General features: G+C 60.7%; 24 protein-coding genes. 13 read left to right on the top strand and 11 right to left on the bottom strand.

The window, feature by feature from the left end; all coding sequences use genetic code 11:
* Window positions 1-54: 54 nt before the first annotated feature.
* The 6 genes from BSP75_RS04330 to fabV all read right to left on the bottom strand — a co-directional run bounded on the left by BSP75_RS04330 (window position 55) and on the right by fabV (window position 6,985).
* Window positions 55-1,245, bottom strand: a complete 1,191-nt coding sequence (locus BSP75_RS04330) for an MFS transporter (protein WP_042063549.1) — start codon at window positions 1,243-1,245, stop codon at window positions 55-57.
* A 109-nt stretch (window positions 1,246-1,354) separates the two neighbouring features.
* The gene (locus tag BSP75_RS04325; protein ID WP_075112336.1) at window positions 1,355-2,098 is read right to left on the bottom strand and encodes a LytTR family DNA-binding domain-containing protein; all 744 of its coding nucleotides are present in this window, start codon (window positions 2,096-2,098) and stop codon (window positions 1,355-1,357) included.
* Window positions 2,092-3,765: a sensor histidine kinase gene (locus BSP75_RS04320; RefSeq protein ID WP_075112335.1), complete on the bottom strand. Its 1,674-nt coding sequence runs from the start codon at window positions 3,763-3,765 to the stop codon at window positions 2,092-2,094. Before BSP75_RS04320 ends, BSP75_RS04325 begins: the two co-directional genes overlap by 7 nt.
* An 81-nt stretch (window positions 3,766-3,846) precedes the next feature.
* The gene (locus BSP75_RS04315) at window positions 3,847-5,031 is read right to left on the bottom strand and encodes an NAD(P)/FAD-dependent oxidoreductase (protein ID WP_083617046.1); all 1,185 of its coding nucleotides are present in this window, start codon (window positions 5,029-5,031) and stop codon (window positions 3,847-3,849) included.
* Window positions 5,032-5,180: 149 nt separating this feature from the next.
* Window positions 5,181-5,705, bottom strand: coding sequence for a non-heme ferritin (ftnA, locus tag BSP75_RS04310; RefSeq protein ID WP_042063553.1), 525 nt, complete (start codon window positions 5,703-5,705; stop codon window positions 5,181-5,183).
* Window positions 5,706-5,797: 92 nt separating this feature from the next.
* Window positions 5,798-6,985, bottom strand: coding sequence for an enoyl-ACP reductase FabV (fabV, locus tag BSP75_RS04305; RefSeq protein ID WP_075112333.1), 1,188 nt, complete (start codon window positions 6,983-6,985; stop codon window positions 5,798-5,800).
* 401 nt (window positions 6,986-7,386) lie between these two features.
* Between fabV and BSP75_RS04300 the strand changes: the two genes are divergently transcribed.
* Complete coding sequence (locus tag BSP75_RS04300) at window positions 7,387-7,824, top strand: universal stress protein (protein WP_040098275.1); 438 nt, start codon at window positions 7,387-7,389, stop codon at window positions 7,822-7,824.
* Between the two features lie 192 nt (window positions 7,825-8,016).
* A complete protein-coding gene (gene trpS / locus BSP75_RS04295) occupies window positions 8,017-9,030 on the top strand; it encodes a tryptophan--tRNA ligase (RefSeq protein ID WP_075112332.1) in 1,014 nt (337 codons plus the stop codon).
* On the opposite strand, the gene BSP75_RS04290 is transcribed toward trpS, so the two are convergent.
* Window positions 9,009-9,968 carry a LysR family transcriptional regulator gene (locus BSP75_RS04290; protein ID WP_042063558.1) on the bottom strand — a complete coding sequence of 320 codons (960 nt, stop codon included), beginning with the start codon at window positions 9,966-9,968 and terminating at the stop codon, window positions 9,009-9,011. The two genes, trpS and BSP75_RS04290, sit on opposite strands and share 22 nt — an antisense overlap.
* A 91-nt stretch (window positions 9,969-10,059) precedes the next feature.
* Here BSP75_RS04290 and BSP75_RS04285 point away from each other — a divergent pair, with 91 nt between their 5' ends.
* Both BSP75_RS04285 and BSP75_RS21450 read left to right on the top strand, forming a co-directional pair.
* Window positions 10,060-10,959: an EamA family transporter gene (locus BSP75_RS04285; protein ID WP_042063560.1), complete on the top strand. Its 900-nt coding sequence runs from the start codon at window positions 10,060-10,062 to the stop codon at window positions 10,957-10,959.
* Entirely contained in the window at window positions 10,944-11,105 is a 162-nt protein-coding gene (locus BSP75_RS21450) for a hypothetical protein (RefSeq protein ID WP_111808873.1), read from the top strand. Before BSP75_RS04285 ends, BSP75_RS21450 begins: the two co-directional genes overlap by 16 nt.
* Window positions 11,106-11,230: 125 nt before the next feature.
* Here BSP75_RS21450 and BSP75_RS04280 read toward each other — a convergent pair whose 3' ends face one another.
* Window positions 11,231-11,692 carry a DUF6314 family protein gene (locus BSP75_RS04280; RefSeq protein ID WP_082628360.1) on the bottom strand — a complete coding sequence of 154 codons (462 nt, stop codon included), beginning with the start codon at window positions 11,690-11,692 and terminating at the stop codon, window positions 11,231-11,233.
* Between the two features lie 39 nt (window positions 11,693-11,731).
* Here BSP75_RS04280 and BSP75_RS04275 point away from each other — a divergent pair, with 39 nt between their 5' ends.
* A complete protein-coding gene (locus tag BSP75_RS04275) occupies window positions 11,732-12,586 on the top strand; it encodes a carboxylate/amino acid/amine transporter (RefSeq protein WP_075112331.1) in 855 nt (284 codons plus the stop codon).
* 6 nt (window positions 12,587-12,592) lie between these two features.
* On the opposite strand, the gene BSP75_RS04270 is transcribed toward BSP75_RS04275, so the two are convergent.
* Both BSP75_RS04270 and BSP75_RS04265 read right to left on the bottom strand, forming a co-directional pair.
* Entirely contained in the window at window positions 12,593-13,456 is an 864-nt protein-coding gene (locus tag BSP75_RS04270; RefSeq protein ID WP_075112330.1) for a sensor domain-containing diguanylate cyclase, read from the bottom strand.
* 70 nt (window positions 13,457-13,526) lie between these two features.
* A complete protein-coding gene (locus BSP75_RS04265; RefSeq protein ID WP_042656849.1) occupies window positions 13,527-14,240 on the bottom strand; it encodes a 3-deoxy-D-manno-octulosonic acid kinase in 714 nt (237 codons plus the stop codon).
* Between the two features lie 200 nt (window positions 14,241-14,440).
* Between BSP75_RS04265 and BSP75_RS04260 the strand changes: the two genes are divergently transcribed.
* The 8 genes from BSP75_RS04260 (at window position 14,441) to BSP75_RS04220 (ending at window position 22,398) form a co-directional block, all read left to right on the top strand.
* A complete protein-coding gene (locus BSP75_RS04260) occupies window positions 14,441-15,496 on the top strand; it encodes a glycosyltransferase family 9 protein (protein WP_075112349.1) in 1,056 nt (351 codons plus the stop codon).
* 300 nt (window positions 15,497-15,796) lie between these two features.
* The gene (gmk, locus tag BSP75_RS04250; RefSeq protein ID WP_042063568.1) at window positions 15,797-16,423 is read left to right on the top strand and encodes a guanylate kinase; all 627 of its coding nucleotides are present in this window, start codon (window positions 15,797-15,799) and stop codon (window positions 16,421-16,423) included.
* Between the two features lie 79 nt (window positions 16,424-16,502).
* Window positions 16,503-16,778, top strand: coding sequence for a DNA-directed RNA polymerase subunit omega (gene rpoZ / locus BSP75_RS04245; protein ID WP_005307060.1), 276 nt, complete (start codon window positions 16,503-16,505; stop codon window positions 16,776-16,778).
* Between the two features lie 131 nt (window positions 16,779-16,909).
* Window positions 16,910-19,027, top strand: coding sequence for a bifunctional GTP diphosphokinase/guanosine-3',5'-bis pyrophosphate 3'-pyrophosphohydrolase (gene spoT / locus BSP75_RS04240; RefSeq protein ID WP_042063569.1), 2,118 nt, complete (start codon window positions 16,910-16,912; stop codon window positions 19,025-19,027).
* A 44-nt stretch (window positions 19,028-19,071) separates the two neighbouring features.
* Entirely contained in the window at window positions 19,072-19,803 is a 732-nt protein-coding gene (gene trmH / locus BSP75_RS04235; RefSeq protein WP_075112328.1) for a tRNA (guanosine(18)-2'-O)-methyltransferase TrmH, read from the top strand.
* Complete coding sequence (locus BSP75_RS04230) at window positions 19,803-20,456, top strand: CatB-related O-acetyltransferase (RefSeq protein WP_075112327.1); 654 nt, start codon at window positions 19,803-19,805, stop codon at window positions 20,454-20,456. The genes trmH and BSP75_RS04230 overlap by 1 nt, the downstream gene beginning before the upstream one ends.
* Window positions 20,453-21,493 (top strand): alpha/beta fold hydrolase, encoded by a 1,041-nt coding sequence (locus BSP75_RS04225; RefSeq protein ID WP_075112326.1) that lies wholly within the window; start codon window positions 20,453-20,455, stop codon window positions 21,491-21,493. Before BSP75_RS04230 ends, BSP75_RS04225 begins: the two co-directional genes overlap by 4 nt.
* An 89-nt stretch (window positions 21,494-21,582) precedes the next feature.
* Window positions 21,583-22,398 (top strand): Cof-type HAD-IIB family hydrolase, encoded by an 816-nt coding sequence (locus BSP75_RS04220; protein WP_075112348.1) that lies wholly within the window; start codon window positions 21,583-21,585, stop codon window positions 22,396-22,398.
* Window positions 22,399-22,473: 75 nt separating this feature from the next.
* Here BSP75_RS04220 and BSP75_RS04215 read toward each other — a convergent pair whose 3' ends face one another.
* Window positions 22,474-22,788, bottom strand: a complete 315-nt coding sequence (locus BSP75_RS04215) for a hypothetical protein (RefSeq protein WP_075112347.1) — start codon at window positions 22,786-22,788, stop codon at window positions 22,474-22,476.
* Between the last annotated feature and the right edge of the window lie 47 nt (window positions 22,789-22,835).

Below are 22,835 nucleotides of genomic sequence, written 5' to 3'. Positions count from 1 at the left end.
AGACCCGGGCATGGCCCGGGTCTCTGTTGTTGCTTGCTGTGGCAGGGAGGCTTATCAGGCCCGCTCCACCGCTACCGGTGCCGGCAGGCGGATGGTGAGGGAGAGCACCAGCGCCACCACCAACAACACCAGGATCAGGTTGAAGGTCGCCATAAAACCGCCAAACAGGGAGGCCACGATGGAGCCGATGATGCTGCCCAGACCAAAGCCCAGATAGATGACGCCGTAGTTCTTGGTCAGGTTGTTGAGACCGAAGAAGTCGCTCACCAGCGAGGGGTAGACGGTGATGGTGCCGCCGAAGCTGAACGCCACACAGGCCACCGCCACGAAGAACAGGTTGGCGTTGAGCGGCACAAACAGCAGCAGAACCATACCCGCCAGGGTAATCAGCTGGGCGATGGTGATGACCCGGATGCGGGACATCTTGTCGGAGAGGATACCCAGCACCAGACGACCACCCAGGTTAGCCATGGCGATGATGGCTACGGCGTTGGCGGCCACCACGGCAGGCAGACCCACCATGTTTTCGCCGATATCCTTGGCCACGCCGATAACGTAGAGGCCGCTCATGCAGGCGGTGAGGAACATCAGCGCCAACATCCAGTACTGCGGCTTGCGCATCGCCTCGGCCAGGGTGAAGTCACGGCTCTCGCTCTGTTGCAAAGAGGCGGCCTGCTTGGGCGCATCCTTCATCAGCATGCCGCCCACCAGCACCATGGACATGGCGATCAGCCCCCACAGCTGGAAGGTGGTCTCAAGGCCGGAGCTGGAGAGCAGCAGCAGGTTGATGTATTTGAAACCGAGGCTGCCGAGGCCATAGGCACCGATGGAGCAGGCGGAGATCAGCCCCTTGCGCTCCGGGAACCACTTCACGCAGTTGGAGAGGGTCATCAGGTAGCCGGTACCATCGGCGAAGCCCACCAGTATGCCGGCGCAGAGGTAGAGCATGGCCAGGTTGCTGGCGTGGGCGGTGAGGAAGAAGCCGATGCCAAGCAGCACGCCGGCCCCCAGGGTTACGTTGCGCACCCCGAACCGCTCCTGCAGCTTGCCCGCCATGGAGGAGGCCACCGCCAGTGAGAGGCTGAGCAGACCAAAGGCAAAGGCGACCTGACTCACCGGCTCGTCCAGCTTGTCGGAGAGCTGGGCGTTGAACAGGCTCCAGGTGTAGACAGAACCCAGTGCGAACTGGGTGATGATGGTACCGATCAGTGTCAGGTACCGGGTGCGATTCATCTCTTTGGTCATGATGCGTCTCGGTCGATGGCCTTAAGGAAACTGGGGCCACTATAGACAAGACGCTGTTCGCGCCGATCGATTAAGGCATGAAATGCAGATCGGCGGGAATGAATGACAATCAGAGCCGCATCAGCTGACGGAACGCCTTGATGTTGCTGCGACTGACCGGCACCTCGAACGGCAGATCATGGAGCCGGATGAGATAGGTGCTGTTAAACCAGGGCACTATTTCGCGGATCTTGTTGATGTTGACGCAGTAGGAGCGGTGGCAGCGAAAGAACCCCTCGGCAGGCAAGCGGCTGACAAACTCGCTGATGGTCATGGTCATCACGTAGCGGTCATCGCGGGTATAGACATAGGTGAGCTTCTCGTCGGCTTCCGCGTAGTAGATCTGCTCGCAGGGGGTGACGATGATGCGCTCCCCCTTCACCAGATTGACGGTGCGATTGTGCGGGCTGCTCCCCTCGCCGTTCGCCTCCCCCGTGGTGGCAGGCTGCGACTTGCCCGCATGCTCGAGCTTTTGCAGCAGATTGATGATGCGCGGCTCGTTGTAAGGCTTGAGGATGTAGTCGAACGCCTCCAGCTCGAACGCCTCCACCGCAAACTCCTTGTAGGCGGTAACGAAAACGATGTGGGGCGGATGGCTCGACTTGTGCAGGTTCTTGGCCAGCAGCAGGCCATCGATGGAGGGGATCTGGATATCGAGGAACACCACATCCACCTCGTGATCCTGCAGGTATTTGAACGCCTCCAGCCCATCCTCGAAACTCGCCACTATCTCGATGGTGCTATGCTGGTTCACCAGATAGATCAGCTCCTCGCGGGCCAGATATTCATCTTCCACTATGATGGCTTTCAGCATGGCATTGCCTCCTGATCCGGCAGATAGAAACTCACTTCGGTACCCGGCTCCAGCCGCTTGAGGTGCAGGCCGTCGCCATAGAGCAGCTTGACCCGCTGATGCACGTTCATCAGGCCGATGCTGCGGCTCTCCACCCGACCGGCAGCGACCCCATCGATCACCGCCTGACTGATGCCGTAACCGGTATCCCGTACCGATACCCGGATGCCACCTGCCAATTGCTTCACCTCGATGGTGACCCGACCCGGCGCACTGCGAGGCTGGATGCCGTGCAGGATGGCGTTTTCCACCAGCGGCTGCAACAGCAGGCTCGGCACCTGAATGTGCACGTCGTCCACCTCGAACACCACCTCCAGCTTGTCGCCGAAGCGGGCCTGCTCGATGGCCACGTAGTCGCGCACCTGCTGCAGCTCCTCCTGAATGTCGATTAACTCATCCCCCTTGTTGAGGTTGTAGCGCAGGTAATCCGCCAGATTGGCGATGAGCTGGCGCGCCTGCTGGGGACGGATGCGGATCAGTGACGAGATGGCATTGAGGGCATTGAACAGGAAGTGCGGGTTGATCTTGCTCTGCAACGCGGTGAACTCCGCCTTGCGGGTCATCTCCTTGAGCTGCTCGATGCGCGACACCTCCATCTGGGTGGAGATGAGCTGGGAGAGGCCCACCGCCATCTCCCGCAGCGAGCTGGTGATGCTGTGAGTGCGGCGGTAGTAGATCTTGAGGGTGCCGCTCACCGCGCCGTTTTCCCGCAGCGGAATAATGATGACCGAGTGAAAATCGGAGAGGTGATACTGGCGCAGATCGTTGTTGATGATGATCTGGTCGAGCAGCACCGCCTGCTGGGTCATGCCGCTGATGGCGTGGTGCTCGTCCAGCTCGTAATAATCCTTGCCCACCCCGACATAGGCCAGCACGTCGTGGGTATCTGTGATGGCCACCGCATCGGCGCTGATATCGCGCCGGATCACATCGCACACCTGACTGAGGGAGTGGCGATCGATGTTCTGGAAGAAGGGCAGCGTCTTGTTGGCGATATCGAGCGCCAGCTTGGCTTGCTTGGCGGCAATCAGCTCCTTCTCGTCATCCAGATCCTGCACCAGCTTGATGATGAGGCCGATGCAGAGCGCCCCGGCGATCATCGGATAGGCAATGTGGCTGACGATCTCGACGCCCACCTCATGGGGTTCGGTCAGCAGCCAGATCAGCAGCATGGTCAGCCCTTCGCACAGCATCCCCGCCAGAATGCCGTAGAGCCAGAGCCGCGACTTGCGGCAGCGCAGGTGCAACCAGGTGGCGAGTAGACCGGCGATGATGCTGGCGATAAGGCACGGGATGGAGGTGTGGCCATCCATGTCGATGAGATAGCGGTGCAAACCGGAGATGACCCCGGCCGGAATGCCGACCCAGGGGCCGAACAGGATGCCGCCGGAGATGATGGCGATGATCCGCACGTTGATCAGCGCCCCCTCCACCGGAATGCCGGTGTAGGTGCTGAACACCGCAAACAGACAGAAGATGGAGGCCACCAGCACCAACTCGGCCGGGGTGTGATCCCGCTTCTGGAACAGCCGCTGAAACGGCCGGGTGCGGGTCAGGAAGAAGAGGGTCATCAGCATCAGCGCCGCCCGTTCAAACACCGCCAACAACATCATCTGATTCTCAAGCATCTGCGCCCCCTTGCGGCGACCCGACCGATCACCATAACCCTGACCAATAAATCGGGGCCGGATAAACCAGCCCCTGTGACATCAACAGTACTGACCGGCCACCCAGCCGGAGGACCAGGCCCACTGGAAGTTGTAACCACCGAGCCAGCCGGTCACATCCACCACTTCGCCGATGAAGTAGAGGCCCGGCACCTTGCGCGCCTCCATGGTCTTGGAGGAGAGCTCGTTGGTATCGACGCCTCCGAGGGTCACTTCGGCGGTGCGATAGCCCTCGGTGCCGTTGGGCAGGATCTGCCAATCCCCCAGCAGGTTGGCCACCGCTTCCAGCTCACGCTCGTTGTACTGGCGCATCGGCTTGCTGACCAGCTGGCCCAGCTCCACCAGCTTGTCGACGAAGCGCTTGGGCAGCTCGCGCCCCAGCACGGTTTTCAGCTCCTGCGCCGGGTGCGCCTGCGCCCATTCGCGCAGGGCGGCCGGAATATCCAGCTCCGGCAGCAGGTTGATGTGGATCTTCTCACCGGCGTGCCAGTAGGAGGAGATCTGCAGGATGACGGGGCCGGAGAGGCCGCGATGGGTGAACAGCATCGCCTCCTTGAAGCGGGTGCCATCCTCGGCGGTCACCGCTACCGGCAGGCTGATGCCCGCCAGATCGGCGAACGCCTCTTTCTCCGCCTGATGGAGGGTAAAGGGCACCAGTCCGGCGCGGGTCGGCAGCACGTTGAGGCCGAACTGCTCCGCCAGCTTGAAGCCGTAAGGGGTAGCCCCCAGCTTGGGCATGGAGAGGCCACCGGTGGCGATGACCAGCGAGTGACAGCCGATTTCACCCTTGCTGGTAGTCAGCACGAAACCCTCGTCCTGTTTGCTGACGGTGAGGATCTCGGTCTGGAACTGCAGGGTTACCCCGGCCCAGTCGCACTCGGTGAGCAGCACATCGACGATCTCCTTGGCGCTCTCGAGGCAGAACAGCTGCCCCAGAGTACGCTCGTGATAGTTGACCCCGTGGCGATCCACCAGATCGATGAAATCCTGCTGGGTGTAGCGAGCCAGCGCCGACTTGCTGAAGTGAGGGTTGGCGCAAAGGTAGGCGTGGGCGCCAGCCTGGTGGTTGGTGAAGTTGCAGCGACCACCGCCACTGATGAGGATCTTGCGGCCCGGCTTCTTGGCGTTGTCTAGCACCAGCACGGAGCGGCCCCGATAGCCCGCCTGCGCCGCACACATCAATCCGGCCGCACCGGCCCCAATCACCACCACATCGACCTGCTTCATCATCACTCACTTATCAAAATAGAAAAGGCACCAGGCCTGAACCGTGATTGCCTCTGGCTGACATAACAACGGTGACTGCACACCAGAATAAACAACGGCCCTTAAAAGGGCCGTTATTGTACTGGCTGAACACTAAGTGTCCACGACTATCAGGCGTTGCTGTCCATGATGCTGGCAGGGGCACCCTTGGCCAGTTCGGCCAGCTCCTTGTCGATGAAGTAGAGGCCTTTGCCATCTTCACCCACCAGACCCAGACGGTCGACGATGCTCTTGAACAGCTTCTCCTCTTCATGCTGCTCGGCCACATACCACTGCAGGAAGTTGAAGGTGGAGTAGTCCTGGGTGGTGAAGGCCACGTGGGCCAAGCCATTGATGCACTTGGTGATGTGGTACTCGTGCTCCAGCGTGGCGCGGAATACGTCGCCCAGCGACTTGAACTCGTGGGGAGGGGCATCGATGGCACCCAGACGCGGCATGGCGCCGGTCTCGCTCACATAGGTAAACAGGCGCTCCATGTGCTGGCGCTCCTCGACCGCGTGTTGGCGCAGGAAGGTCGCCGCTCCCTCGAAGCCCTTGTCTTCACACCAGGCACTCATCTGCAGATAGAGATTGGAGGAGTAGAACTCCAGGTTAATCTGCTCGTTCAACTTCTCGATCATGGCTTGGGCCAGCATCTTGTTTCTCCTCAGTGATTTGGTATCGATTGTCGCCACACTCCCGCCGCGAATCAACCCGCCAACGAGAGGGAGATCCCGTTTCTTTCAGCTCAGGGGGTCAGCTCGCCAAGGGAGGCGACATCCACCGGCGCCGCGTAATCGACACCCGGCAGCTCGAAGCCGTTGAGCTGCATGAAATCCTGCCGCAGCCCGACAAAATCCCCCAGCGCGTGGAAGTTGTCCGGCGTCACCTTGGGCCAGAGGGCCGAGACGGCAGCCTGAATGGCTGGGTCGAGCTCGTGGTCATCCATCCGGATCAGCCGGTTGCCATCGGCCACCACCCCATTGGCCCCGTACATCTTGGCGGCAAACAACCGCTGCATCTGCTCGATGCAGCCTTCGTGCACGCCGCGCTCCTTCATCACCCCCATCAGCAGGCCCAGATAGACCGGCAGCACCGGAATATAGGCGCTCGCCTTGGTCACCAGCGCCTTGCAGACCGACACCCAGGCGTGGCCACCGATCTCGGCCAGCTGCAGGTTGATGGTCTCGGCGGTGGCGTGCAGATGCTCCTTGGCATAACCGATGGTGCCATCCCGATAGAGGGGATAGGTGGATTCGGGACCGATATAGGAGTAGGCCACAGTCTGCGCGCCGGGCGCGAGACAATCCGCCTGCTGCAACGCCTGCATCCAGAGCTGCCAATCCTCGCCGCCCATCACGGTGACGGTGTCGCGGATCTCCTCCGGCGTGGCGGGTGCCAGCGACTGCTGCACCAGAGTATCGCGCTCCAGATCCAGCCCCCAACCGCTGAACGGCTGGCCGGTGGTCTTGAGCACAGAACGCACTTGCGTGCCGTCGGGCAGCACCCGAATGCCGCTCGCCAGCGAGTAGATCACCAGATCCACCTGCCCCAACTGCTGGCGGATGGTGTCGATGGCCTGCTGGCGCATCCCATCGGAGAAGGCATCACCAATCAGGTTGATGGCGATACGCCCCTCCTGCTCCGCCTCCTTGCGAAACCAGATGTTGTTGTACCAACCGGCGCTGCCGAGCCCCTTGTCGGAGGGGCCGCGCTCGAACGAGATGCCGATGGTGTCGGCACTAGCCCCAAAGGCGAGCGCAATGCGCGACGCCAGCCCGAAACCGGAGGAGGCTCCCAGCACCAGCACCCGCTTGGGCCCGTTGAACGGGCCAGCGGCCTTGATCCGTTCGATCTGCTGCTGCACGGCGGCGCGACAGCCGATGGGATGGCAGTTGCGGGCAACGCAACCTTGAATCTGGGGATGAATGATCATGGGAAGGCCTCCAAAGAAACTGGCTACAGCATAACCAACTCGCGGGAGATTAACTTGATGCCGGATCGCTATCAGTCAGAAAAGCAGCGGGGAATGAGGCAGAAAAACAAAAGGGAGCGCGAGGCTCCCCAAAGCGGTATTCAGATGCTTTTTGTTGTTTTGTGTTCATTGCGAAGCACGGGCCCATCCTATGCCTCTCCCCTGTCATGGGCAAGCCAAAGGGTGTGACCGGCTTCAAACTCCTGTTTAATTTATAGGCAAATAATGGTCAGTAACTGAGTGGCCAACCCTGCGACGTTAAAAATTAAACTCATTTAAATCCCGAAACTGTGCCTACGACACCATTTTAGTTTCAGCAGAGATGGGTATAGTGGAGTGAAGGATTGGTAAGGAGATATCCCATGAGTGGAACAACCTATTACAAGCATATTCTGGCCGCGATCGACCTCTCTGAAGACAACCGCAAGGTGATCGACAAGGCGGTGGACAGAGCCCGCTCCAACGGCGCCAAGCTGTCGGTTATCCATGTCGATGTGGACCTCAAGGATCTCTACACCGAGATGATCGATATCGACATCGACAACGTGCAGGATCAGGTGATCGCCGAAGCGAAAGAGAAGCTGGAGGCCTTCCTTGCCTCGGTGGACTATCCCATCGAGAAGAAGCTGGTGATCTGCGGCGATCTGAGCGAGCGAGTCAATCAGGCGGTCAAGGAGTACCAGATCGATCTGCTGGTGTGCGGCCATCGCCAGAGCTTCTGGAGCCTGCTCACCTCCAGCGCCCGTCAGCTGATGAATACGGTGCCCTGCGATCTGCTGGTCGTCCCCTTGCAGAAGTAATGAAACCGGCGTAGTTTGATTTGCTATGAACATGACCGCATTCAATCACAACTACTGGTGGTGCTGCTCCTAAACAGGCGGCACCGCGTTTCTATTCGAGATTTTCCCAAAGAAAACACCGTGACCGCCGAGAGGCGGTCAACTGTTTTTATCCCTTGTCGCCTCCCGGCTCACCCAACTGGAGAGAGTGACATGCACAACCCCGTTATCCTGACTGGCGATCGTCCCACCGGCAAACTGCACATCGGCCACTATGTCGGTTCCCTGCGCCAGCGCGTCGACGCCCAGCACCACTACCGTCAATTCGTGATGATCGCCGACCTGCAGGCGCTGACCGACAACGGCCACAATCCGGCCAAGGTGACCGACAACGTGCTGGAGGTGATGGCCGACTATCTGGCGGTCGGCCTCGACCCGGCCAAAACCACCTTCTGCCTGCAGAGCGCCCTGCCCGCCCTCGCCGAACTCACCTGCTACTACCTCAATCTGGTCAGCGTCGCCCGACTGGAGCGCAACCCCACCGTCAAGGCGGAGATCCAGCAGAAAGGGTTCGAACGCACGCTGCCGGCCGGCTTTCTGGTCTATCCGGTCAGTCAGGCCGCCGATATAACCGCCTTTCGCGCCAGCCACGTGCCGGTCGGGGAAGATCAGCTGCCGATGCTGGAACAGACCAACGAGATCGTTCGCCGCTTCAACACGCTAGTTGGCAAAGAGGTGCTGACCGAGTGTCAGCCGATCCTGAGTGACACCGGCCGCCTGCCCGGCATCGATGGCAAGGCCAAGATGTCCAAATCCCTCGGCAACACCATCGAGCTCGGCATGTCGGCGGAAGAGGTCAAACAGGCGGTGTTCGCCATGTATACCGACCCCAACCACCTCAAGGTGAGCGATCCGGGTCAGGTGGAGGGGAATACGGTGTTCGCCTATCTCGATGCCTTCCACCCCGACAAAGAGCTGGTCGCCGAGATGAAGGCGCACTACCAGCGCGGCGGACTGGGCGATATGCGCTGCAAACAGGTGCTGAACGACTGTCTGCAGACCCTGCTCGCCCCGATGCGGGAGCGCCGTGCAACGGCCATCGCCGACAAGAAGATGCTGCTGGAGCTGCTCTATCAGGGCACCGAGCAGGCCCGCGTCATCACCGATGAGGTGTTGGCCGAGGTGAAAAGCGCCATGGGACTGGATTACTTCGCCAGACTGCGCTGAGCCGGGGTGCCGAGCGCATCGGCACCGTAGAGGTCGAACACCAGCTGATGCAGCAGGCTCTTGAACCAGCCGATCGCCTCGTCGTGGGCGGTGAGCGGGTGCCCTGCCATCAGGTAGACGATTGGGATGGCGGGGTCGAGCTGGTGCATCCGCAGCGGGTAGTAGCGGCAGAAGTGGCGTCCGATCATCTCGGGCACCACCACCAGATAGCGGCCGGTCGCCATCAGCGGTGGCACCGCCATAAAGCTCGGCAACCGCACGCCCAGCTCCCGCTCCACCCCGAAGCGGGCCAGCCAAAGCTCCACCATCGCCTGACTGTGACCCCAGCTGGAGGTGTGGATGTGGGGGCGGCTCACCAGCTCGACCGGCGTCAGTACATCGGGCAACTCGCTGCCGAGCGGCGACAGGCAGACCAGCGGGTTGTTGAACCACTCCTCCCGCCACAAGCGGGGTGAGAGGTGGTTGGCCCCAGCGAAACCGATCACCAGATCCAGCTCCCCCTTCTCCAGCTCCCGCTCGTAGTTGCTGTCGGCCAGCTCGCACACCTCAAGCCGACAGTGAGGAGCCTGCCGATGGAGCCTGTCCACCAGCACCGGCACCAGCCCGTGCTCCACCGAGCCCGGGGTGGCGATACGGAAAATCCGCCGCGCGGTAGCGGGATCAAACCCCTTGGCCTGCCGCAATCCCTGCTCCAGCATCGCCAGCGCCTGACGCACCGGCCCGGCCAGCGCCTTGGCTCGCTCGGTCGGCATCATCTCGCGCCGACTCATCACGAACAGCGGATCATCCAGCGCCACCCGCAGCCGCCCCAAGGCGTGACTGACGGTGGATTGGGAGAGATGCAGCCGTTCAGCGGCACGGGTGACGTTGCGTTCCTGCATCAGCATGTCGAATACGGCGAGCAGGTTGAGGTCGAGACGGGCGAGTGAGCTATCCATCGATATTAACCATAGTTAAATGCCAACAATTCATTTTTACCATAGTAACAGATTACCTAGAATGCGCTGGCTTAATACATCGGAGATTAAAATGCGTAGCTATCTGTTATTGCTGGCCATTGGCCTGCTCTGGGGTTCCCAGTTCATTTTCATGCACCAGGCCGTTGCCGAGTTGCCCCCCATTCTGGTGGCTGCCGGTCGTGCCCTGTGCGGCAGCCTGACCCTGGGTCTGCTCTGCCTGTTCATGCGGCTCAAGAGTGAGCACACCCCGTGGCGCACCTATATGCTGATCGCTCTGCTGGATGCCACCATCCCCTTCATCATGGTCGCCTGGGGCCAGCAGTACGTGGATAGCGCCATCGCCGCCGTGGTCATGGGTTGTATCCCGTTTGTAACCATTCTGGCTGCACCGCTGTTTATTTCTGGTGAAAGAATCACCAAAACCGGTCTGCTCTCGGTGATCATCGGCTTTGCCGGTGTACTCACCCTGTTCTGGCCGAAGCTCTCCCAGGGCATGAACGCCGGCCTGCTCGGTGCCGTTGCCATCCTGTTCGGTGCCAGCTGCTTCGCCATCGGCCTGCTGATGATCAAGCGCTTCGCCAAGGACCATCCGGTCGTGGTTGCCCGCAATATCCTGATCTCCTCGGCCACCCAGTTGCTGCTGGTCGCACCCTTCATGGTTGACCTGAGCAACCTGACCATGCCGAGCAGCCAGGCCCTGAGCGCGATCACCGTGCTAGGTACCCTCTGTACCGGTCTGGTCTACTTCCTCTACATGGCGCTGATCCAGAAGGCTGGCCCGACGTTCGCCTCCTTCAGCAACTATCTGGTGCCGCTGTTCGGTGTGATGCTGGGTGCCCTGTTCCTCGGCGAGCAGATCCACCCCACCACTGGTGTTGCTCTGGCCCTGATCCTCGGCTCGGTCGCCATGAACCAGTGGGCGCAACAGCGCCGCACGCAGCGCGAGGTCACCCTATGTCAGGCATCCTGACCACTCTCTGCGGGGGTCTGGTACTGATTGCCGGCTGGCAGTATCGCCAGCGACTGGCCGGGATCATGGGCCTGCTGATGGTGCTGCTGCCCTGGTTCTTCGATAGCAAGCTGCAAGCCATGCTGAGCTATGCCCTGAATGCCTGAAGTCCATCTCTGAATGTGTGACGAGAGTCTATCTCTCCTGTTTTGGGACTGTTTTTAAAAAAACCTCCGATTTGTCCCCCGCTACCGGCGCTTTGCGCCGGTTTTTTTATGCCTGCAAGCCAGCGTCAGACTAGATAGCGATAGCTGAGCCGCTCGTTCTTGCGCGGCCCGGTGATTTGCCAGCTCAGCAAAAAACCGCCGTCGATCTCGGTCAGCTCGGCGCTGTAGTGATCCGCCCCGCACAGATGCGGCTCGGCGGTCAGCCAGCGGCTATCCCCTTGCGGCAGCAGTTCGAACAGCTCGACCGGCGCCTCATAACGCAGATGGGAGAGACGGATCCCCCGCGCACCGCGCTGCCACCAGAAGCGGTTGTGCATGGCGAGTTCCCGTCCATGGGGCGTGGTGTAGCGGCCCTGCTCGCTAAACAGCCAGCCACCCTGATGATCGGTCACCTGCACACGCCCCTCGCCCCGACCATTCCAGTCGGTCGCCGACCCCTCGCCATTACTGGCGGTAAAGCTAAATGCTCCGACCTGTGGCAATCGCGCCCATAAACGCTGGATTGCCGCTTCCATCTCGGCCATCATAGCCCCCTTAAAATTGACAACTGACGATAAATCAAACACATGAACTACTTGATAGGGGTCACCCTGCTCTGGTCATTCTCCTTCAGCCTGATCGGGGTCTACCTCGCTGGCCAGGTGGATGCCTACTTCTCGGTGCTGACCCGCATCGCCCTCGCCAGTCTGGTGTTTCTCCCCTTCCTGCGCCGCCGCTGGCTGCGCCCCGATCTGGTGGCCAAGCTGATGGCCCTCGGCGCCATCCAGCTCGGCATCATGTATCTCTTCTACTACCACTCCTTCCTGCTGCTGACGGTACCGGAAGTGCTGGTCTTTACCATCTTCACCCCCCTCTACGTCACCCTGCTGCACGATCTGCTGGAGGGACGCTTCAAGCCCACCTATCTGTGGGGCGCCCTGCTGGCGGTACTCGGGGCGGCCGTTATCCGCTTCGACGGTCTGACCGAAAGCTATGTGCTGGGATTTCTGGTGGTGCAGGGGGCCAACCTCTGTTTCGCGCTCGGTCAGGTGGGCTACAAGGTACTGCTGGCGCGGGAGGCGGAGCAACCACCGCAACTAGCAGTATTTGGCTGTTTCTATCTGGGGGCGCTGGTGATCGCCCTGCCCGCCTGGTGGCTGCTGGGCAAACCGCAATATCCGACATCAGGGTTGCAGTGGGGCATTCTGCTCTGGCTGGGAGTGGGAGCCTCCGGCCTCGGCTACTTCCTGTGGAACAAGGGGGCGACGCTGGTCAGTAGCGGAGTGCTGGCGATCATGAACAATGCGCTCATTCCGGCCGGCTTGCTGGTCAATCTGCTGCTCTGGGGCAAGGATACCGACCTGACCCGGCTGACCATCGGCGGCCTGCTGATGCTGGCCTCGCTCTGGGTCTGCCAGCGCGACCAGCACGGCCAGCCCTGACCGCACTCAGCCGACGACGGTGTTGTGCTTCCGTCTGGCCTGACCGTGACAGGTGGCCAGCCGGGCCAGCAGATGATCGAGCTGCTCGCCGGTCTGGCTCTGCACCAGCCCGATACTGACGGTGACCGGCCGCTGTGACAGCAGGCTGGCATCGGCAATCTCGAGGCGCAGCCGCTCGGCGATCTCCAGCGCGCTCATCCGCTCGGTCTGGGAGAGCATCAGGATAAAACCATCCTCATCCCAGCGGGCAAAGGGATCTTCCCGCCGTAGCTCGTGGCGCACGATGCGCGCCAGCTTGGCCAGCATGGCGTCGCAAGCCGCTTCGCCAAACAGTTGCTGGATTTTGGCCATGTGATCAACCGAGAACTGCAGCAGGCTGAAGCTGCCGCTCTCGGTCGCCAGCCGCTCCTCAAGCAGTTGCTCGAAGCGGCCACGGCTCTCCAGACCGGTCAGCGGATCGGTGCCATGCCGCTCCTCCACCAGCACCACGGCAGGATCGAGGTGACGCACCACCCCCAGCAGATAGCCCCGCTCATCGCGACGCATCCGCTCTTCCAGCCGGATGTAGTGACCATGATGATGCAGAATGCGGTATTCGAGGCGCAGACCGCTGCTGCGGCCGCTCTGACAGGCGAGCAGGGCATCTTCCAGCCGGGCAACATCGTCGGGATGAACCCGATCCAGCCAGCCGAGATCATCCGGCCAGCTCTCTCCCAACCCCAGCAGGCGCAGGCAGGAGGGATCACGGCGCAACCCCTGTTGTGCAGACCAGGTCCAGATGCCCGCCTCCAGCAGCGTCATGGCATCAGACAGCAGACCCGGATCAAGCCGGGCAGTCACATCGACCAAAGGTGTCTTGAGCATTTCCATGGGGCGCCTCGAAACCGGATCTGAATACCTGCTCAATAAGTAACATTGGCTCTCGCGCCGAGCAACAGGGTCAGCTCGCTTTTGTGTGATACCCGTTCATCAACGTCTGCCAGTTCTCCGGTACGAAGTGGAAACTGGTATGCAGTTGGGACTCTTTATTGAATGAACGGAGCAAGCGCTCCAGATTGGCCTTTTGCCACTCACCGGGAGAGCGGATCGCCCCCTTGTCAAAGTCGATCACCCACACCTTGTCCGCTTTATCGAGCAGCAGGTTGTGGCTGTTGAGATCGGCGTGATAGACCCCGGCATCGTGCAGCTGACGCACCGTCTGACCTATCTTGTGCCACACCTCGGTCGCCACCGGCCCCTGTTTGAGCAGCGCCACCATATCCTTGGCACCACGAATCCGCTCGATCAGGATATCGGCGCGATAGAAGGGGCCATGCTTGACCATGCGGGCACCAAACGGACGCGGCACCGGCAACCCCAGTTCGCACAACCTGGCCAGCAGGGTGTATTCGGCCATGGCGCGACTCGACTCGACCCCTTCGAACCAGAAGCGATCCCGCACCACCTTGCCCACCATGCCGCCGCGATAGTAGTGGCGCAGCACCAGATGGCGGGACTCATCCTTGACGAACCAGGTCACCCCCCGCCCGATGGACGTACCCACCACCTGACGGTTGTTCTGCCACCAGGCAGGATCGAATAACTGGGGAGAGGGGTCACGAAAGGCCCCTTCGGCGTACCAGCAGATCTGGTTGTGTTCGGTCTGTATTCGCATCGTGGAGATCCCGCTCGGTGGGTCGTTGATCGCCCCTGTTTATGGGCGATGAGGCTGCGACTGTGGCATGCCCGCAACATGTGCCAGCCATGGCAGCTATTCGGGTGGCAAAGCCCGGCTGACGATTGTGCGCAATTTTACAATCCAGAGGGGAGTTTGCATAATGCCATCCACCCTTTTTGCCAGCCGTGCGCCACAACATGCCGCTATTTCAAACGCCACCCTCCTCCATCTGCATCCTGCGGCTCTCCGCCATCGGGGATTGCTGCCACGCACTGGCGCTGGTGCGCGTCATCCAGCGGGAGTGGCCACAGACCCGCATCACCTGGATCACCGGCAAAATCGAGGCAACCCTGTTCGCCGATCTGCCCGGGGTCGAGGTGATCCCCTTCGACAAGAGCAAGGGGTGGCGCGGCTATCGCGATCTCTGGCAGACCCTCAAGGGACGCAAATTCGATGCCCTGCTCCACCTGCAGGCGGCGATGCGGGCCAGCATTGCCACCCTCGGCATCCGGGCCAAGGTCAAACTGGGCTTCGACAAGGCGCGGGCCAACGACGGTCAGTGGCTGTTCACCAACCACAAGGTGCCATCCCCCGCCTCCCCCCACGTGCTGGACGGTTTCCTCGCCTTCGCCAAAGAGCTCGGCATCAAGGATCTGACCCCGGACTGGCAACTGCCCATCAGCGCCGAACATCAGGCGTGGGCAAAAGAGAAGATTGGCGGCAAACCGACCCTGCTGATCTGCGCCGCCGCCAGCAAGGCGTTCAAGAACTGGACTGCCGCAGGCTATGCCGCGCTGGCGGATCACGCCACCAGCAAGGGCTTTCAGGTCTATCTCTGTGGCGGGCCAGCCAAACTGGAGCGGGATCTGGCCACCGAGATCCGGCGCTTAAGCCAGAGCAAGCCGGTCGATCTGGTGGGGCAGACCAACCTCAAGCAACTGCTGGCGCTGATTGGCGAGGCGAGTCTGGTACTGGCCCCCGATACCGGCCCCACCCATATGGCCACCATAGTGGGCACGCCGGTGATCGGCCTCTATGCCCACCACAATCCCGCTCGCACCGGCCCCTATCTGTGCCGCGACTACGTGGTCAGCGTCTATCAGGAGCTGGTCGAGCAGGAGACCGGCAAGCCGCTGGCCGAATTGAGCTGGCGCACCCGCCTCAAGGACCCGGAGGCCATGGCCAAGATCACCCATGAGCAGGTGATCGCCGCCTTCGATCGGCTCTGCGCCGATCGCCAGCTGCCGTACTGACAGGGCAACTCGGGAATTCCGAGCCATCAGGCAGGGATAACCTGATGGCCCCAGCCCGCCCCAAAAGGCACAATCAAGGCTGATGTGGGTTACGCTCCCGCAGCAAGCTACGAATACTTTGATCGGCTGGAATATGATTCCGGCCGTTTTTTTATTCGCCGCATTCTGGTAAAATTCGCCGCCTTTACATCCTCCTGACTCAATAATTTTCCGCGTTTTGCGTTTGGCTGTCTCCCTTTCGGGCACAAGACGGCGGCCTCTGCTACAACCAAAACAACGGTTTCGATTAAAGGTAATAACATGGCGCAACAAGGCACTCTCTATATCATCTCTTCTCCGAGCGGCGCGGGTAAATCCAGTCTGCTCAATGCCTTGCTGACCCAACATAACGCTGCGGGCAAGATGCAGCTGTCGGTGTCCCACACCACGCGTGCCACCCGTCCTGGCGAAGAGCACGGCGTGCACTACCACTTCGTACAGGTGGAAGAGTTCAAGGCGCTGATCGAACGCGGTGATTTTCTGGAGTGGGCCGAAGTATTCGGCAACTACTACGGCACCTCACGCGCCGCCATCGAAGCCTGTCTGGCCAAAGGGATCGACGTATTCCTCGATATCGACTGGCAGGGTGCCCGCCAGATCCGCGAGCAGATGCCGACCAAATCCATTTTCATCTTGCCCCCCAGCCGCGAAGAGCTGGAACGCCGCCTGATTGGGCGCGGTCAGGACAGCAGCGAGGTGATCGCCGGCCGGATGGCGAAAGCCATTGCCGAAATGGTGCACTACGACGAGTATGACTATGTCATTATCAATGAAGACTTCGAGCAGGCGCTGTTCCAGCTCAGGTCCATTATTGAGTGCCAACGGCTGGAGATGCGTCACCAGCAACAGGCTCAAAAAAACTTGCTGCAACAGCTACTGGCAGAGTAAGCCAAAAACAAGTAAACTTTTGCGTCATTTTTAAACACTGCTTTTCTAAATACAGAAAGCCCAAACACTGGAGTCCTGCATGGCACGCGTTACTGTAGAAGATGCTGTAAAACAGGTAGGTAACCGTTTTGACCTGGTGCTGGTCGCCGCGCGCCGCGCTCGTCAAATCGCGGTACAAGGCAAAGATCCCCTGGTCGACGAAGAGAACGACAAGCCGACTGTGATCGCCCTGCGTGAGATCGAGCTGGGTCTGGTGAACAATCAAGTGATGGACACCCAGGACCGCTACGAGCAGCAAGAGCAGGAAGCCGCCGAGCTGGCTGCCGTTGCTGCCATCGCCGAAGGCCGCGGTTAAGTAATTCCCCCGGTTGGCACCCGCCCGGGTGCCGACTGTTCATCCCCATTTACAACCGCTCGAAAACCTCGCAAACTCAGGGCTCTACCCTCAATTCTACGAATTGCCGTTTCACCGCTGCGGGGACTGTCTTGTATTTATTTGAAAACCTTAAAGAAATAGCCAGTTCCTACCTGCCGCCAGAGCAGGTTGAGAAGCTCAAGCAAGCCTATGTGGTGGCCCGCGATGCCCACCAGGGACAGATGCGTTCCAGTGGCGAACCCTATATCACCCACCCTGTTGCCGTTGCCCGGATCCTGGGTGACATGCGCCTCGATCATGAAACCCTGATGGCCGCCGTGCTGCACGACGTCATTGAAGACACCTCGGTGACCAAGGCCGATCTGGCCGAACAGTTTGGCAATGCGGTTGCAGAACTGGTGGCCGGGGTCTCCAAGCTCGACAAGCTGAAATTTCGCGATCGCAAAGAGGCGCAGGCCGAGAACTTTCGCAAGATGGTGATGGCAATGACCCAGGATATCCGGGTCATTCTGATCAAGCTGGCCGACCGCACCCACAATATGCGTACCCTGGGCTCCCTGCGACCGGACAAACGCCGCCGCATCGCCCGGGAAACCCTCGAAATCTTCGCCCCCATCGCTAACCGCCTCGGTATTCACACCATGAAGAACGAGCTGGAAGAGCTGGGTTTCGAGGCGCTCTATCCGATGCGATCCCGTGTGCTGCGCGAATCGGTTCGCCGCGCCCGTGGCAATCGCCGAGAGATCATCGACTCCATCCAGAGCGAAATCAGCGGTCGCCTGAAAGAGGCAGGCATAGAGCATCAAGTCAGTGGTCGCGAGAAGAACCTCTTCTCCATCTACAACAAGATGGAGAAAAAAGAGCTGCAATTTCATGAGGTAATGGATATCTACGCCTTTCGGGTCAAGGTGAAGGACATAGATACCTGTTACCGGGTGCTGGGGCAGATGCACAGCCTCTACAAGCCGCGCCCCGGCCGCTTCAAGGATTACATCGCCATCCCCAAGACCAACGGCTACCAGTCGCTGCACACCTCGCTGGTGGGGCCGCACGGGGTACCGGTCGAGGTGCAGATCCGCACCGAATTCATGGATCAGATGGCCGACAAGGGGGTTGCCGCCCACTGGGCCTACAAGCAGGATGGCGACAGCTCGGGCACCACCGCCCAGATCCGCGCCCAGCGCTGGATGCAGAGCCTGCTGGAATTGCAGCAGAGCGCCGGCAGCTCCTTTGAATTTATCGAAGGGGTCAAAACCGACCTGTTCCCCGACGAGATCTACGTCTTTACCCCCGAAGGGCGCATCATGGAGCTGCCCGCTGGCGCCACGCCGGTGGACTTCGCCTACACGGTGCACACCGATATCGGCCATGCCTGTGTCGGCTCCCGGGTCGACCGCCACCCCTACCCGCTCAGCAGCCCGCTGCATTCGGGTCAGACGGTGGAGATCATCACGGCACCGGGCGCCCGCCCCAACGCGGCCTGGCTCAACTTCGTGGTGACCACCAAGGCACGCTCCAAGATCCGCCAGTTCCTCAAGAACCTGCGCACCGAAGAGTCGGTGGTGCTGGGTCGTCGCCTGCTCAACCACGCGCTGGGCGCCAAGAATATCGAAGATATTCCCGAGCCACGCATCAAGCAGGTGTTGGCCGACACCAAGCACGAGAACCTGCAGGGGCTGCTGGCCGATGTGGGCCTTGGCAACGCCATGAGCGTCATGGTGGCGCGCCGCATGCTGGGGGATGAACTGCCGCCGGAAGAGCAACCCAAGTCCAGCAGCAAGAAGATGCCGATCAAGGGTGCCGATGGCATGCTGGTCACCTTCGCCAACTGCTGCCGCCCGATCCCGGGGGATGCCATCATCGCCCACATCAGCCCAGGCAAGGGGCTGGTGATCCATCAGGAAACCTGTCGCAACATCAAGGGCTACAGCAAGGAGCCAGACAAGTACCTGCCCGTGCAGTGGGAAGTGGACAAGGAGCAGGAACAGGAGTTCCGCACCGGCATCAGCATCGAGATCATCAATCATCAGGGTGCGCTGGCCGAGCTGGCCAACGTGATTGCCGCCACTGGCGCCAACATTCACGCCATCAGCACCGAAGAGAAGGATGGCCGGGTCTATCAGGTCAGCCTGCTCATCACTACCAAGAGCCGCATCCACCTAGCCAACATCATGCGCAAGATCCGTGTGATGCCCAACGTGCTCAAGGTGAGCCGACAGAAGAACTGAATACAGGCGGCGCAAGCCGCCTGCTGCTTTTATAGAGACAAGCCATGACCCCCGAACGCTTCAAGCGCATTTCTGACATGCTGGCCCAGCGTCAGCTCGATTTGACCGTCTGTATGGAAGAGGTCCATAAACCTCACAATCTGGCCGCCATCGTGCGCACCGCCGATGCCATCGGCATCCACCGAGTACACGCCGTCTGGCCCAAAACCTGGATCCACAAGCGCAAGGGCACCGCCCGCGGCAGCCAGAACTGGGTCGATGTAAAACTGCACCCGGATATCGGCAGCGCGGTTGCCGAGCTGAAAGCCTCCGGCATGCAGATCCTGGCGACCCACCTCTCCGACAGTTCGGTCGATTTTCGCGCCATCGACTACACCAAACCGACCGCCATTCTGGTGGGTCAGGAGAAGCACGGCATCGGTGAAGAGGCGCTGGCGCTGGCCGATCACCATATCGTCATCCCCATGGTCGGCATGGTGCAATCCCTCAACGTCTCGGTAGCGGCTGCCGCCATCCTCTACGAAGCGCAGCGCCAGCGCGAGCTGGCCGGTTGCTATCAGCGCGGCTGCCCGCTCACGCTGGAAGAGCAGAACAGTATCCTGTTCGAGGGGGGTTACCCCATCTATGCCCAGCTCTGCAAAGAGAAAGAGATGCCCTATCCCCAGCTCGGCCCGGCCGGTGAAATTCTGGCGGACGAAGAGTGGTGGCAACGGATGCAGCTGACCCGCAAAGGCTGGGCGCAGCAGAGCGAGCTGGACGATCCGCAGGAGGAGTGATGGAGAACCCTTTTGGCAGCTGGCTGGAATCGCAAATCATCAGGGATCACCTGACCAACCCGAACATAGAGGCCGGCGACTATAGCTACTACCACGGCAAGCCGTTCGAGGATCACTGCGTACGCTATCTGCTGGGGGATGGCTCGACCCGTGCAAGCTGGGAGAGCGGCCAGTGGGGCACGGAAGTAGACCGCCTGATCATCGGCAAGTTCTGCTCCATCGCCTCGGGTGCCACCTTCATGCTGGCGGGCAATCAGGGCCACCGGCTGGATTGGGTCTCCACCTTCCCGTTCAACCCCGATACCTTTGGCGAGGGGGCTCGCAGCGGCTTTCTGCGCAAGGGGGACACCCGGATTGGCAACGATGTCTGGATCGGCTCGGAGGCGATGATCATGCCCGGCATCACCATTGGTGATGGTGCCGTCATTGCCACCCGCGCCGTGGTGACCAGAGATGTGGCCCCTTACACCATCGTCGGCGGCAACCCGGCCCAGCCGATCCGCCGTCGCTTCAGCGATGAGCAGAGCGCCATGCTGCAAGAGATGCAGTGGTGGCACTGGCCCCTGCCCCGCTTGCAAGCCAGCATGGCGCTGCTCTGCTCGGGAGATATCGCCGCCCTTTATCACCATTGGCAGCAGGAGTGTGCTTTATGAACCCCCTCGCTCTTTCCCTGTTGGCCTTGACCCTGTTTTCTGCCGGAGCCCTTGCCGTGACCAATACCTATCCGCTCACCAGCGAAGCCGATGTGCCCACTCTCTACCGGCAAACCCTGCCCGACTTCTGGCGCCAGCATGCCGTCGAAGGGGAGTTCAAGGGCAAGGATGGCGTCACCATCCGCTATGCCGCCCTGCGGCAAGCCAAGGTCGATCGCGCCATCCTCATCGTCAATGGCCGGGTCGAGAGCTACCTCAAGTATCAGGAGCTGGCGTGGGATCTCTGGCGTCAGGGCTACAGCCTCTATCTCATCGATCACCGTGGTCAGGGGATGTCCGGCCGGATGCTGGATGATCCGCAGAAGGGATATGTCGATCAGTTCGACGATTATGTGGTCGATCTCAAGCAGCTTCACGACCAGATAATCATGGCTGACCAGCCCGCCAAGCTGTTCCTGCTGGCCCACTCCATGGGCGGTGCCATCTCAGCCCGCTATCTGGAGCGCTGGCCAGGCGATATCAAGGCAGCCGTGCTCTCCTCCCCCATGCTGGGCATCAATCTCGGCGGCCTGCCCAAGTGGCTGGCCAAGGGGCTGGCAGCCACCCTGGGGACGGTCGGCGGCTGGATCGGCGAGCCCCCCTACGGCCCCGGTCAGGGCCCCTATCAGGATGACGGCTTTGCCGATAACGGGCTGACCCACAGCCACTCCCGTTATCAGGCCTTCCGCCAGCTCTACGAGCAGTACCCGCAGATCAAGCTGGGTGGCGCCACTGCCCACTGGATTTATCAGGGTATCACCGGTGCCGATGCCGCTATCGCCGAGGCGGGTGCCATCAAGACCCCCCTGTTGGTCCTGCAGGCAGGCGACGACAAGATCGTGGACAATGCCGCCCAGGATCGCTTCTGCACCCTGGCAAAGTGCGAAGGGGGCAAGCCGCTGCGGATCGAGGGTGCCTGGCATGAACTGCTGATGGAGACGGATGACAAGCGCCAGCCCGCCCTGAACGCGATGGCTGAATTTTTCGCCCGCTTCTGAGCTGGCTATTTTTTGTAACCCTAAATAAATGGGGTGACAGTGCGGGCTAAGGTAAACTGCCCCTGTTTTCAATTGATGCCGAGGTAATGATGTTCAAGGTAGTTGTATCCGATCTCGATGGCACCCTGCTCAACAAGCAGCACCAGATCTCTTCCCGCACCCGGGATACCCTGCACCGCCTGGTAGAACAAGGTGTGAAATTTGTGGTCGCCACCGGCCGTCACCACGTGGACGTGCGCAGCTTCCGCGATGCGTTGGGGATGGACATCTACCTCATTACCTCCAACGGTGCCGTGGTTCATGACAAGCAGGACCAGCTGGTGTTCAACCAGCCGCTGCCAGCCGAAATCGCCGCCGAGCTGATCGCGCTGGAGCGCGACCCCTCCATCCACCTCAACGTCTATCAGGGCGATGACTGGGTGGTCGAAGAGGAGCTGCCCTGGCTGCTGAGCTTCCACGACGAGTCCGGCTTCACCTATCGGCTGGTCGATGACCTGACCAAGGAGCCGAAAGAGAAGATCAACAAGGTGTTCTACATCGGCGACCACGAGAAGCTGCTGAAGATCGAGGCGCACCTCAACCAGCGCTACGGCGATCAGCTCAACGTCACCTTCTCATTGCCGGACTGCCTCGAAGTGATGCACGCCGGGGTTCACAAGGGCAACGCGGTGCGTGCCGTGCTGGAACAGAACGGTTTCGACATGTCCGAGGCGATCGCCTTCGGGGATGGCATGAACGACTTCGAGATGCTGACCATGGTGGGACGCGGAATTGTGATGGGCAACGCCCACGATCGCCTGAAAATAGCGCTGCCGGAGTATGAGCAGACCCTCACCTCCGATGAAGATGGCGTTGCCGTCTATCTGGAAAAACTGTTCGAACTGGAGAGCGTCAGCGCAGCCTGATTTCAGGCCAGAAGCAGATCAACATGGATACCCGGTGTGGTATCCATGACTGTCACTGTGCCGAAGTTGGCATGCTCACCGCTTGAAACGGTAATCACAGGCCGTGCAGCAATATTCCCGTGAAATCTGCCGATCGATGGAACGGCCCAGCAAAAGACCCAACCCGCCTCCGGTCGCCCCACCCAGCAAGGCGCCCCCCACTGCGCCTGCGATAGCGCCGACCGGCGTGCCAAGACTGCCCAAAGAGGCTCCCCAACCGGCACCCAGCTTGGCAAAGGTGGCGGCACAAGCGTAGCCACCCGCAGCACCACACCCCATTGCACAGGCCTTGCCGACCCGTTCATCCTCAACCTTGTCCACCGCCTCACTCATGCAACTTGGACATCTCATGATCCACTCCCGCTCAATCAGGACTGCATCATTATCGGTCAGGATCG

The sequence above is a fragment of the Aeromonas sp. YN13HZO-058 genome (genome assembly GCF_001921245.1).
Taxonomy (GTDB): Bacteria; Pseudomonadota; Gammaproteobacteria; order Enterobacterales; family Aeromonadaceae; genus Aeromonas; species Aeromonas allosaccharophila.
The sequence above is the reverse complement of the archived record's forward strand: the minus strand, read 5'-3'. Positions and strand labels throughout refer to the sequence as shown.